A 13,539-nucleotide genomic window follows, 5' to 3' on the forward strand; every position below is an offset into this window, starting at 1 on the left:
ATTACTCACCTCCATAGACAAATATTCTCCGTAAACTTTGAAGAAGTTTGCTATTTTCAAAAGGTGAGCCAATTGTAATTCTAAAACTATCATCTTGAAAATCTCTTATATTAATCCCATTCATTTTTAATCCATGAATAAGAGCTTCCTTATATAGAGTTCTCCCAAAAATATAATTTGCTTTAGATTTAAAAAATTCTATCTCTAATGCTGCTTCTTTCTCTATTTTTTTAAGCTCTTCATAAACTTTTTCTCTTTCTTCTACTATCTTTCTGCTATCTTCCCTAGCTCTAGTTTGATCATTCAATGCAACTTCTGCAACAACCTGTGAAAGAGAACTAACACTATACGGTACTCTATTCTCATTAAACTTCTTAATATTATCTTTATTTGAAATCAAAAATCCTATTCTTAATGCTGCAAGACCCCATGCTTTTGATAATGTCCTCGTTACTAATAAGTTATTATATTTATTTATCTCCCCTACTATACTCTCTCCATAAAATTCATAATATGCTTCATCAACAACAACATAAATATCCTTAAAAGCTTCAACAACCTTTTTTACTTCTTCTAGTGTAAATGCATATCCAGTTGGATTATTTGGATTAGAAAACATAATCAAATCTACATTTTCTTTTTTTCCTAGTTCTATAAACTTATCTACATCTACATAACCATCCCTATTACTCTGATATTTTACAATCTTTCCACCTTGCATAGATACATAATAATCATACATAGTAAAATCAGGAAAAACTGTGAGAAGTTTTTTATTTTTATCTATTATAATATTAATAATTAGCCCTAACATTTCATCTGAACCATTACCAATTATTATATTATCCTTAGTTATTTCATCTCCAATGTAACTAGCATATAATTCTTTGATTTTGACATTATTATTATTAGGATATCTATTAAAATCAATCTTATTAAATGAACTTTTCATCATTCCAAGCAATTCTTTTTCTATTCTTAAAGAACTTTCATTACTATTTAGATTTATTTCATTCTGGCCTTTTAAGGTTATATAAGAATTAATATCTTTCATTATTTTAGCCTCACTTTCACAGAATTTGCATGTGCAGTAAGACCTTCCTTGTTGGCTATGTTAATTATCTTTTCACCATCTTCTTTTATCGCTTCTTCTGAATAATATAAGAATGATGATTTTTTTATAAAACTGTCTACTGAAAGTGCTGAAAAAAACTTTGCAGTGCCATTTGTAGGCAACACGTGATTTGTTCCCCCAAAGTAATCTCCTATAGGCTCTGGTGTATTATACCCAAGAAATACTGAACCAGCGCTCTTTACCTTACCTAAAAGCTCCATTGAATTCTGAACCATTAATTCAAGATGTTCAGGAGCTATTCTATTTGAAACTTCAATACATTCATCAATACTACTGCAGATAATAGCTTTTCCATGATTTATTAGTGAATCTTTAATTATATCTTTTCTTAAAAGATCATTAATCTGTTTTTCTAATTCCGAATTAACTTTTTCATATAGTTCTTTACATGTAGTAACAAGTATCGAAGATGCTAATTTATCATGTTCTGCTTGTGACATTAAATCTGCCGCTATATAACTAGCTTCAGCCCCTTCATCAGCTATTATAAGTATTTCACTCGGACCAGCAATCATATCAATATCAACTGTTCCAAATACAAGTTTTTTAGCTGTAGCCACAAATATATTTCCTGGCCCAACAATTTTATCAACTTTTGGAATAGCTTCAGTTCCATAAGCTAATGCTGCCACGGCTTGAGCTCCCCCGACTTTATATACAGTATCAATTCCTGAAATTTTTGCTGCTACTCCTATATAAGGATTTATTTTTCCGTCTTTATTGGGTGGTGTAACCATAACTATTTGCTCTACTCCAGCAACCTTTGCTGGTATTACATTCATGAGAACTGATGAAGGATATGCAGCTGTACCTCCTGGCACATAAACTCCTACTGAATCTAAAGGCAGGATTCTTTGTCCTAAAAATACGCCTCTTTCTTTATTTAGTATAAAGCCTCTTCCTTTTTGAGCTTTATGATAGTATTCTATATTTTCCTTCGCTTCTTTAAGATTGTTAATAAACTCAACATCTACTTCATTAAAACACTCACTTAATTCTTCTTCACTGACTTTGAAATCTTTAATTTTTACTTTATCAAACTTTTCAGTATATTCTTTTATAGCAATATCTCCTCTTAATCTAACATCTTTTAGTATCTTAGATACAGATTCCAATATCTCTTCACTTTCTGAATTCGCCCTTTCATTTAATTCTTTAATAAGAAGATTCCATCCTTTTTCTTCTAAATTAAAAAGTTTTAACATTTTCTACTCCACCTTTGCTTATTGCTTATTACTTATCTAATACTTTTCTTATTCTTTCAATAAATGATTCTATTTCTCTCTTTTTCATTTTAAAGCTTGCTTTATTCACTATTACCCTAGCACTAATGTCACAAATTGTGTCATATATAATTAATCCATTTTCTTTAAGAGTAGTGCCTGTTTCCATAATATCAACTATAGCATCACATAATCCTAATATAGGCGCTAATTCAACTGATCCCTCTATTTTTATTATTTCAACATCCATTCCTTTCTTCTTAAAATACTCTTTTGCTACTGTTGGATATTTCGTTCCTATTTTTATATGACCAATTTTTTTTAGAAATTGATTTTCAGGTAATGAAGCTACTATAAATTTACATTTACCTATCCCAAGATCTAAAACTTCATAATAATTATTATCTGATTCTAACAATGTGTCCTTACCAACTACCCCAATATCAGCAACACCATGTTCTACATAAGTTATAGAATCAGCAGCTTTTACCAAGAAATATTTTATATCTTCCTTAGTATCATTAAATACTAATTTTCTACCCTTATCTTTCAATTCGTCTGTTCCAAAACTTGCTTTATCAAGTAACTTAACAGTTTCTTTTTCCAATCTTCCTTTTGTTAATGCTATACTTATACTCATCTATTATTACCTGCTTCCTGAACATTAATTTCATCTTGATTGGAATCACAAATCATATTAACTATAAACCCTTGTTTTCTAAGTTCCTCCGCTTTTTTAAAAGCTTCAACTTGAAATTTTTCTTCATAATGAAGTTTATATGATTGTTTATCTACTATTTTCTTATTCTTCATAATATCTAGTACTGAGTCAAGATTTATAGAGAATCCAACAGCTTTTCTATTTTCTCCAAAATATGAAATTAAATTATCATATCTTCCACCACTTAAAACTGTAGCTCCTACGCCACCTACATATCCTCTAAAAATTATCCCAGTATAATAATCAAGTCTAGGTACCATTCCTAAATCATAAGTTACCATTTCTCCATAACCTAGTTCATCTAATACTTTTGAAAGTCTTTCTAGATACTCTATACTATTTTTAATTTCATCATTGAAGCAATAATTTTTACCTTCCTCTAAAACTTCCTTTCCTCCAAAAAGCCAAGGAACCTTTTTAAAAAATTCTTTATAAACTTCTGCCACATCTAGAAAATCTAAATATTCATCTAGCTCTTTTAAACTTTTTCTATCAATAAGTTCTGCTAATTCTAACTTTTCTTCTTCCTCCAAGCCCAAGTCCTTAATTACAGAATTAAAAAAATTGATATTTCCTATTTCAAGCTTATATTGCCTCACCTCTAATGCTTTTAACACATCCAAGGCCGTAAGCAAAATTTCCAAATCTGAACACTTATCTTCTGCTCCAATAAGTTCAACTCCGCAGTCAGTATATTCATTCTTTTTACCACCAAGACTTTCATGAACTCTATAAACATTGGAACTGTACCTAAATCTAATAGGTCCAGGAATATCTTTAAACTTAGTCGCAACTACCCTTGCTATAGGAATAGTCATATCCGGTCTAAGCACCAATATTTTCCCTTTATTGTCAAAAAATTTATACACCTCCTCTTCTTTTAAATTTTGAAATCCACAATTAAAAGTCTCATAAAATTCTATTGTCGGTGTTACAACTTCCTTATAGCCCCATTTATCTAGTAATTCCTCAATGTCAATTTGTAGTTTTTTCTTAATAGCACATTCACCTAAGACTAAATCTCTTGTTCCTTCAGGTATTATATATTTTTTCCCCATAGCCCCTCCTTGCTTTATCGATTTAGTGTACTAAATTGATAAATTATATTTTAATAATAATATATCATATTATCACTGTCAATAATAACTTTTGCACAAATGTATTAAAAAATTCATATAATTATTAAGCATATGATAATAACCACTATATTTTTCTTAACGAAAAAGAGTGAAATAAATTATTTCACTCTTTAACATTCATCTTACATCCTACTCCATAGCTATAAACTCAACTTTTTCAACCCTATCTAATTTTGATAAATCCCCAACTAGTGTTTTTATGTCTCCGTTTAAATTGCTCATATCTATAGTTAAACTGACGTAAGCATATCCGTTTAATGGTATTCCTTGATTTATTGTCAATATACTTCCACCAACACTTGATATATAATTCAATATAGTAGACAACACACCTGTTCCATCTATTATCATTATATTGAATGTAGCTTTTTGCCCTTTGGGACTCTCTGAAAACTCAAATACAAAATCCCTATACTTATAATATACACTTCTACTTACTCCAGCTAACCTTGTAGCCTCTGTTACTTCTTTTACTTTACCTTCTTTTAGTAATTTCTTCGCTTTTACAACTTTTTCATATACTTCTGGTAAAACTCTTTTATCAATTACAAAAAAATTTCCTTGCACTCCTCATCACCCTCTAGTACTATTGCCCCTAATTTATCCACTGATAACTCAAAAACATTCCAATCTAAAGATTTAAGCTTTAAAAATTCTTGAATTTTCACTTTAAATTCTCTATCCTGATTCAACGATAGAGCCATAATGGTAGGTCCAGCTCCACTTAAATAAGAAGCTAATCCTTGAGCTTTGTAAATTTCTTCTTTTACTTCATAAAATCCACTTATGAGACTACTTCTATATTTCTCATGAAACGCATCCTTACAAGCATGTTTAAGTAATTCTAAATTTCCATTTGATATTGCAGCAACTAAAAGTGACGCTCTTCCTACGTTATAAACTCCATCATTTAAAGATATTTCGCTTGGCAAAACCTTTCTTGCCTCATTGGTAGAAAGTTTAAAATTAGGTATAATAGGAATGAACTTAATTTTTTCATTAACATTTATCTTTTGATAATATATCTTTTTCTCTTCAGTTACAGCAACTACCATGTTTCCAAGCAATGCTGGCGCAACATTATCTGGATGCCCTTCAATTTCAACCGCCATTTCAAGTATTTCATCTTGAGAAAACTTTTTACCTAAAATTTCATTAGCTCCAACTAGTCCCCCAACTATACAGCTAGAACTACTTCCAAGTCCTCTCGATACTGGTATGTCCTGTTTTAAAGTTGATATTTCTATCCCCTTAGGTTTGTACCCAGCCTTACTAAAACATTTCATCATGGCTTTGTAAACTATATTGTCTTCATTGCAAAATTCCTCTGGAACTCCATTAAAACTCAATCCATTATCTATTTCTCTAAATCCAAATATATTATAGAGATTTAGAGCTACTCCTAAAGAATCAAAGCCTGGCCCCATATTAGCTGAAGTAGCTGGTACTCTTATTTTAATCATGGTAGTACCTACTTTAAGTATGATAAAAGAGCTTGTTTCATCTCATTTTTATCCCATACTTCTTTATGTAAAATGCTTTTTTTAGCTAACCCTACTAAATTTGTAGGAATTTCAACTTTTGTTTCTTCAAATAATTTATTTAGCACTTCAAAATCATTTAATTCCTCTATATTAATATTAAGTGAAGAGCAAATACTTCTAGGGAATTTATACGGGCTTGCTGTTGATCCTATTAACACTTGTCTATTATCCCCTGTCTCTTTTACATATTTTTCATTTACTACTTTAGCTACAGCAGTATGAGTATCTATTAGATATCCCTCTTTTTCATATATATCACTTATTGCTTTTGAAACTTCTTCTTGATTTGCAAAGTTTCCATAAAAATCTTTTAAGAATTCACTAATTTTGTTTGAAACTTTATAAACTCCTTTCGCCATTAAAGAATCCATAAGTCTCTTAATCTCTTCTCCATCTCTTCCACTTCCTTCAAATAACAATCTTTCTAAATTTGAAGAAACTAAAATATCCATAGATGGTGATTCTGTCAAAATAAGTTCTCTTCTTTTATCATATATTCCTGTCTGAAAGAATTCAGTTAGTACCTTATTTTCATTTGATGCACAAATAAATTTATGTACTGGCAATCCCATTCTCTTAGCATAATATGATGCTAAAATGTTCCCAAAATTCCCTGTAGGTACTGCTACATTTATTTCTTCCCCTAATTTAATCTTTCCTTGTCCAACTAGTTTGAAATAACCGTAAAAATAGTAAACAATTTGAGGTACAAGTCTCCCTATATTAATTGAATTTGCAGAAGATAAAAGATAGCCACCTCTTCTTACCTCTTCTTTAAAAGACTCATCTCCAAAAATTTCTTTCACCCCGGTTTGTGCATTATCAAAATTACCTGTAATACCAAACACTTTAACGTTATTTCCTTCTTGTGTAACCATTTGCCTTTCTTGAATAGTACTAACTCCATTTTTAGGATAATAAACAACTACTTTAAATCCATCAACATTACTAAAACCCTCTAAAGCAGCTTTACCAGTATCTCCAGATGTAGCAGTCAATATAACTATTTCCTCTTTTAATCCTAAAGCCTTTTTTGCTCTTTTCATAATTTGAGGAAGAAATAATAAAGCAGCATCTTTAAATGCACAAGTTGGTCCATGATATAACTCTAAAAAATCCTTATTTACTTTAACTTCAAAACGATTCTTATACGCATCATTTATTGCATCTTTTAAATCCTCTTCATTAATATCAGTAAAATACTCCTTTATTATCTTAAAAGCTAGTTCTTCATATGATAAATCTTTATCATACTTTATCAAGTTAAACAAATTTGGAAAAGATTCTGGAACATATAGACCTCCATCTTTAGCTATTCCTCTAATTATAGCCTCAGCCGAAGATACATCTTTCTCTAACCCTCTTGTACTTTGAAATTTCATTTTATCACCCCAAGTATATTATTATGTGAAATTTTCTTAATACAATAATATCATGTTCTTCTAATAAAAACAAGTGTTTTTATTAGAAGAACACTCGTGTTTTACAAACTCATCAATATAAGCGCCCCTTTTATAGAGACATTATGACTTTCTACAAACTTTTTTGCATCACTTATTTTTAATTTAAAAACTTCTAAATCCTCATCAGCTTCTGCATGTTCATTTGTTATCTCACCTTCAACCACCATCTTTACTATCGCTGTAGTCTCATCAGTTAATCCTACTGAAGTGTAACTTGGTTTTAAATATACTTCATAGCTCTTTGCTATAAGTCCTGTTTCCTCATATAGTTCTCTTTTAGCTGCACTTTCTATACTTTCTCCTGGATCTACTATTCCTGCTGGAAGTTCATACAAGTAGTCTGATATTGCTGGTCTGTACTGCTTAAGCATTACGATTTCTCCATCTTCTGTTATAGGAATTATCATAACTCCATCGCAAACATTATGATCTTTTGTTACACAACTTAAATGTAATCTATCTCTCCTACTTGCAACAAAATAATCCTTTGGATTCCCCTTTCTATTTATTAATTTTAGCTTATACATGTTTAAAAACTTATTATTTGTTAGTTGTACGATATCAATTAGTTTCATTTATATTTCCTCCTCATTTAAGCATAATTTTCTAAATTTACATTTTCTACATTTACTTATATTATCACACATCAAAAAGTGTTCTTTATGTCTCGGTTTATTTTTATCCTTATCTTCCAAAAAAGCATTTATAACATTTAAGTCCATATTTATTCTATTATTTATCTCTATAATATCATCTAGATTAAATTTATACTCATAATTTTCTCCAATTAATAAATATTCTAGACGTCCTATGACTTTATCTATTGGTACTTTATATCTTTCCATAACATACAATACATAAACCATTAATTGTTCTTTATCATGTTCACTAAATTGGCCAGTTTTCCAATCAACAATAACATAATTACCTTTTTCATCTATATATAGAACATCAATAAGAGCATATACCTTTATACCTGAAACAAAGATAAAATCAAATTTTTCTTCATCTACTTCTAGAATTTCTTTTGCTGTGTTTTTAATTTCATTATACGACTTAGATACTATCAATCCCTTAGTGCAACTTTCTATTCTCTTTTTTATCTCTTCTACATCCTTCTCCTTAAGTTTCTCTCCATAGTAATATTCCTGAAGCATTTCCCCCTTAGGATACTCATCCCAGTCTCCATTTCTATACTTTTGCAAGCTTTCCTTAACACCTAGGTTAAGTTTAACTCTCATATGTTCTTTTATTTCACCTACATTTATTTCACTTCCATCATCTTTCACCAAACTTTTTATTAATTCATGTAACTTATCACCAAACATGATCCATATATTGGTCAATTTTTTTAATCTCCATGATATTTTTTGCTCATCAGTAGATTGATAAAGCCATCCATTATGAGAGCCATAGTATGTATAGTAATATTCTCTAAAGCAATTATCTATTACCTTCATCTTTGATATACTCCAAGACTTTTCAGGATAATCCATAATTCTATATTCACTCGCCATGAACTCTCCTCCTCTTATACTATTTTTTACTTACTGATATAATTATATCTCTAATTTAATAAAATATATTAAATTTATTTTTTTCTTAATATCATCTTAACTTTTAATTATATTCCAATTATTATATATACTTTTTATTATTCTCGTTTATAATATAATAAAGATATTCTTTCACCATTTTTAGGGAGGATTAATTATTATGGATTCAAAGAAAAAATTATATAAACTTTCAGCTGAACAAAAAATATTTGGTGTATGTGCCGGTTTTGCTGATTATTTTGACGCTGATGTTACTTTAATAAGAGTTTTGTGGATTTTAATTACCTTATTGTCTTTCGGACTAGGCTTTTTTGGTTATATTGCTTGTGCTTTTGTTATGCCAGATAAAAATATTTATTAACAATACAACTTTTAGCTAACTTAATAAAGACTAATTTTCAAGTGAAAAAGCTTGAAAATTAGTCTTTATTTATTTTATTATATTTTCAAAAAATTCTACAATTTTATCTTATATTGATAATTTTTTATTTCATGCTACAATAATACTTGTCAGTATTTTAACAAACTGAACTGTAAATCTAAACTTCAAGATTTGCCGAATTATATCCATTAAGGAATAAGAACGGAGGAAATGTAATGGAAAATCACAAAAAAAGTTTTTTAGAAGTTAGACAATTAGCTGTCATAGGAATGCTCTCTGGAATCTCCATATTTATGGGGTTAACAGGAATAGGATTTATTCCACTTCCTTTTATGAAAGCTACAATAATGCATATACCGGTAATAATTGGCGCTATTATTGAAGGTCCTATTGTAGGTGCTGCTGTTGGGTTAGTTTTCGGTTTATTTTCTATATATCAAAACATTACTGCACCAACAATTTTATCACCAGTTTTCATGAATCCTGTAGTTGCTATTATACCTAGAGTATTAATCGGAATTATATCATATTATGTATATAAATATATTAAAAATAAATTTAACACTCCAAAAATTGCTTATGGATTTGCAGCTGCATTAGGTACAATTACTAATACTGTTGGAGTATTAGGATTAACTTTCATTTTATTTCGTGACCAATATGCTGTATTAAAAAACTTGAGTCCTGAAGCTGTTGCTGGAACACTTGGTACAATTGCATTAACTAATGGAGTCCCAGAATGTATAATCTCAGTATTAATAGTAATCCCTGTGGTAACTGGACTATTAAAAATTTATAGAAACAGAAAATAATTAATAACCATATTATAACTGAAATATAGTTTGTACAATTTTCCTTCTTTACCTATTAAAACATAGTTTATATATTTTGTGTTTACACACAATAATAGTGCAAAGCAGAAATGCCTAGAAAAAAAACTCGTTAGAGGAGGAATTTAATATGTCACAAAACAATAATAATGCATTAGTTCCAGAAGCTAAGAATGGATTACAAAAATTCAAAAATGAAGTTGCAAGTGAAATGGGAGTTCCTTTCACTGAGTACAACGGAAACCTTTCTTCAAAACAATGCGGAAGTGTTGGTGGCGAAATGGTTAAGAGAATGGTGCAACAATATGAAAATGGTTTAAAATAACATATTATGAGGTCACGGCAAAACCGTGACCTTTCCTTTTTTATGTCCATTCAACATCAACATTAGCTAGTATTCCCACAATACCTTTATCATATGCATTTAAATGAATATCTTTTTTTAACAATTCTTTAATTAATTCGTCTTTTTCATCTTGAAACATACCAGATTCTCTTATAGCCTCTAGTAAAGTATCCATATCATAAATTTGACATTCACCGTTATCTACTCCGTAAATAATACCTGAATCCTGCATATCGTCAAATTGCCACATATCAAACATATGTCCTTTTCTGGGTTCTTCACATAATGCTAAAATATTTTCTAAATCATATGAGTCTACTGCTCCTACAGCTTCATCAATTTCTACATATCCTTGCATATCCCCATTTGGATTAACTACTACATAATTATTCATTGCAGTTATATACTCCATAAAAATTCCTCCTTAAATTATTCATAATCAAAAATTGATTATAAATTTTCAAAACTGAGTAATTCTTTATATATATATTTTCTGCATTTTAATTTTTTTGATACAAGCTATTTTTACCTTGTAGAAAGTGTTATTTCTTCTCCGTCTCCATCTACCAGTACATTTGAACCATAATGAACATCACCTTTTATAATTCTTCTAGCAAGACTATTTTCAAGGGTATTTTGGATATATCTCTTAAGTGGTCTAGCTCCATAAACTACATCATATCCCTCTTTTGCCAAAATATTTTTTGCACTCTCTGTAACTTCTAATGTAATATTGTTATCTTTTAATCTATTTCTAACTTCTTCTAAGAAAATATCAATTATTTTCTTTATACCTGTTTCTGATAAAGGTTTGAACATTATCGTATCATCTACTCTGTTTAGAAATTCTGGTTTAAACTTACTTCTCAAAGCAGACATAACTAAATTTTTACTTTTTCCACTTATTTCCTCCTGATTTTCATTTTCTAATAAATATTGAGATCCTATATTGGAAGTCATTATTATTATTGTATTTTTAAAATCAACAGTTTTACCTTTATTATCAGTTAACCTTCCATCATCTAAAATTTGAAGAAACATATTAAATACATCTTCATGTGCTTTCTCAATTTCATCAAATAAAAGCACACTATATGGCTTTCTTCTAACCGCTTCTGTCAATTGACCTCCTTGTTCATATCCAACATAGCCTGGAGGCGCACCAACAAGTCTTGATACAGCATGCTTTTCCATATATTCAGACATATCAATTCTTATCATGGCATCTTCACTATCAAATAATGTCCTAGCTAAGGTTTTTGCAAGTTCAGTTTTACCAACTCCTGTTGGTCCTAAGAATATAAATGATCCTATTGGCTTGTTTTCATCTTTTAGTCCTGCTCTAGCTCTAAGTATTGCACTAGATACAGCCTCTATTGCATCATCTTGGCAAATAACTCTGCTTTGAAGTTCTGAATCAAGTCTTAATAATTTTTCTCTTTCTCCTTCAAGAAGATTACTTACAGGAATTCCAGTCCATTTTGATAGAACCTGTGAAATTTCTTCTTCTGTAACTTCTTCTTTTAAAAGAGCACCTTCATAATTTTCCTTTACTTCACTTTCTCTCTTTTCTATTTCTTCTTCTAATACTGGTATAGTGGAATATTTAAGCTCTGCAACTTTATTATAGTCATAAGCTCTCTCATATTTTTCTATTTCACCACGTGCATCATCCAGTCTTGTTTTTAATTCTCTTAAAGATGTAATATGCTCTTTTTCCTTTTCATATTTTGCAGTCATTTCGTCATTCTTTTCTTTAAGTTCTGCTATTTCTTTCGAAATCGCTTCTAGCCGTTTTATAGAACCTTCATCATTTTCTTTCTCTAAAGCTCCCTTTTCAATTTCCAATTGAAATAATTTTCTTCTTATAATATCTAATTCTGTAGGAAGAGAATCTATCTCTGATCTAATCATAGCTCCTGCTTCGTCTATTAAATCTATAGCTTTATCTGGTAAAAATCTATCTTGAATATACCTATGAGAAAGTTTTGCAGCCGCTACTATTGCATTGTCATGAATTCTAATACCGTGATGTATTTCAAATTTTTCTTTTAATCCCCTTAATATAGAAACAGTATCTTCTACTGTTGGTTCATCCACTATTACTGGTTGAAATCTTCTTTCCAAAGCTTTGTCTTTTTCAATATATTGCCTATATTCATCAAAAGTAGTTGCTCCAATACAATGTAATTCTCCTCTTGCAAGTAATGGCTTAATTAAATTACCAGCATCCATTGCTCCATCTGTTTTACCAGCACCTACAATAGTATGGATTTCATCAATGAAAAGAATTATTCTTCCTTCACTTCTTTGAACTTCTTTTAAAACAGCTTTTAATCTCTCTTCAAATTCCCCTCTATATTTTGCACCTGCAATTAATGATCCCATGTCAAGTGAAAAGATTACCTTATCTTTTAAACCTTCGGGCACATCACCCTTTACTATTCTTTCTGCTAAGCCTTCAACTATAGCAGTTTTACCAACTCCCGGTTCACCAATTAAAACAGGATTGTTTTTTGTTCTCCTTGAAAGTATTCTTACAGTCCTTCTAATCTCTTCATCTCTTCCAATCACAGGGTCTAACTTATGTTTCTTAGCTAATTCAACTAAATTGCTACCATACTTTGTTAGTGCATCATAAGTCCCTTCTGGATCCTGTGTTTCAACTCTTTGATTTCCTCTAACTTCTTCTAATACTTTCATAAAATCTTTTTTTGTAATATTAAATTTTTTTAATATTTCTCCAACTATACCCTTAGAATCAACTTCCATAATGGATAACATTAAATGTTCAACACTAATGTATGAATCTTTAAATTTTTTCGAAATATCTTCTGCTTTTACAAGTACTTCATCTACTCTTCTAGTTATATATACACCCGAAGAATTTGCTCCTTCTCCCATAACTTTAGGCATAGCTTCTAATTTGTTATTAATTTCTGATCTTACATTCTTTATATCAACACCAATTTTAGTGAAAATATTAGGAATTAACCCGTCTTCTTGTTCCATAAGGGCAGCAAAAAGATGAACTACTTCAATTTGTTGATGATTAAATTTAACTGCTATAGAGTTAGAATCACTTAAACATTGTTGTACTCTTAATGTCATTTTATCAACATTCATATATTACTCCTCCTTACTACTGTAAATAGTTTTTTCTATATTTTTATAATAATACAAAGGTCAAAGAAAGTCAA

The 13,539-nt window shown here is 29.8% G+C and carries 14 protein-coding genes; 3 read left to right on the plus strand and 11 right to left on the minus strand.

Going from position 1 to position 13,539, the window contains the following annotated elements; genetic code table 11:
* Position 1 precedes the first annotated feature (1 nt).
* The 9 genes from hisC to H9661_RS16825 all read right to left on the minus strand — a co-directional run bounded on the left by hisC (position 2) and on the right by H9661_RS16825 (position 8,742).
* Positions 2-1,054, minus strand: coding sequence for a histidinol-phosphate transaminase (gene hisC / locus H9661_RS16785; protein ID WP_191769923.1), 1,053 nt, complete (start codon positions 1,052-1,054; stop codon positions 2-4).
* Entirely contained in the window at positions 1,054-2,340 is a 1,287-nt protein-coding gene (gene hisD, locus H9661_RS16790; RefSeq protein WP_143318162.1) for a histidinol dehydrogenase, read from the minus strand. Before hisD ends, hisC begins: the two co-directional genes overlap by 1 nt.
* Positions 2,341-2,368: 28 nt before the next feature.
* Positions 2,369-2,998: an ATP phosphoribosyltransferase gene (gene hisG, locus H9661_RS16795; protein ID WP_191769925.1), complete on the minus strand. Its 630-nt coding sequence runs from the start codon at positions 2,996-2,998 to the stop codon at positions 2,369-2,371.
* Positions 2,995-4,137, minus strand: a complete 1,143-nt coding sequence (gene hisZ, locus H9661_RS16800) for an ATP phosphoribosyltransferase regulatory subunit (protein ID WP_191769927.1) — start codon at positions 4,135-4,137, stop codon at positions 2,995-2,997. Before hisZ ends, hisG begins: the two co-directional genes overlap by 4 nt.
* A gap of 210 nt (positions 4,138-4,347) precedes the next feature.
* Positions 4,348-4,785 carry an ACT domain-containing protein gene (locus H9661_RS16805; protein ID WP_143318159.1) on the minus strand — a complete coding sequence of 146 codons (438 nt, stop codon included), beginning with the start codon at positions 4,783-4,785 and terminating at the stop codon, positions 4,348-4,350.
* Positions 4,764-5,681, minus strand: coding sequence for a homoserine kinase (gene thrB, locus H9661_RS16810; RefSeq protein WP_191769929.1), 918 nt, complete (start codon positions 5,679-5,681; stop codon positions 4,764-4,766). The genes H9661_RS16805 and thrB overlap by 22 nt, the downstream gene beginning before the upstream one ends.
* 8 nt (positions 5,682-5,689) lie before the next feature.
* Positions 5,690-7,144: a threonine synthase gene (gene thrC / locus H9661_RS16815; RefSeq protein ID WP_143318157.1), complete on the minus strand. Its 1,455-nt coding sequence runs from the start codon at positions 7,142-7,144 to the stop codon at positions 5,690-5,692.
* A gap of 101 nt (positions 7,145-7,245) precedes the next feature.
* On the minus strand, positions 7,246-7,800 hold the full coding sequence (locus tag H9661_RS16820; protein ID WP_143318156.1) for an NUDIX hydrolase: 555 nt from the start codon (positions 7,798-7,800) through the stop codon (positions 7,246-7,248).
* On the minus strand, positions 7,801-8,742 hold the full coding sequence (locus H9661_RS16825) for a PD-(D/E)XK nuclease family protein (RefSeq protein ID WP_191769931.1): 942 nt from the start codon (positions 8,740-8,742) through the stop codon (positions 7,801-7,803).
* Positions 8,743-8,941: 199 nt separating this feature from the next.
* On the opposite strand from H9661_RS16825, the gene H9661_RS16830 reads away from it, so the two are divergent.
* The 3 genes from H9661_RS16830 to H9661_RS16840 all read left to right on the plus strand — a co-directional run bounded on the left by H9661_RS16830 (position 8,942) and on the right by H9661_RS16840 (position 10,318).
* Positions 8,942-9,142, plus strand: a complete 201-nt coding sequence (locus H9661_RS16830) for a PspC domain-containing protein (protein WP_191769933.1) — start codon at positions 8,942-8,944, stop codon at positions 9,140-9,142.
* A 236-nt stretch (positions 9,143-9,378) separates the two neighbouring features.
* Complete coding sequence (locus H9661_RS16835) at positions 9,379-9,975, plus strand: ECF transporter S component (protein WP_143318153.1); 597 nt, start codon at positions 9,379-9,381, stop codon at positions 9,973-9,975.
* Positions 9,976-10,123: 148 nt separating this feature from the next.
* Complete coding sequence (locus H9661_RS16840) at positions 10,124-10,318, plus strand: alpha/beta-type small acid-soluble spore protein (RefSeq protein WP_143318152.1); 195 nt, start codon at positions 10,124-10,126, stop codon at positions 10,316-10,318.
* Between the two features lie 40 nt (positions 10,319-10,358).
* Here the strand turns inward: H9661_RS16840 and H9661_RS16845 are convergent, their stop codons facing one another.
* Both H9661_RS16845 and clpB read right to left on the minus strand, forming a co-directional pair.
* Positions 10,359-10,751: a hypothetical protein gene (locus H9661_RS16845; protein ID WP_191769935.1), complete on the minus strand. Its 393-nt coding sequence runs from the start codon at positions 10,749-10,751 to the stop codon at positions 10,359-10,361.
* Positions 10,752-10,864: 113 nt separating this feature from the next.
* Positions 10,865-13,465 (minus strand): ATP-dependent chaperone ClpB, encoded by a 2,601-nt coding sequence (gene clpB, locus H9661_RS16850; protein ID WP_191769937.1) that lies wholly within the window; start codon positions 13,463-13,465, stop codon positions 10,865-10,867.
* Positions 13,466-13,539 lie beyond the last annotated feature (74 nt).

The sequence above is a fragment of the Clostridium cibarium genome (assembly GCF_014836335.1).
Classification (GTDB): domain Bacteria; phylum Bacillota; class Clostridia; order Clostridiales; family Clostridiaceae; genus Clostridium; species Clostridium cibarium.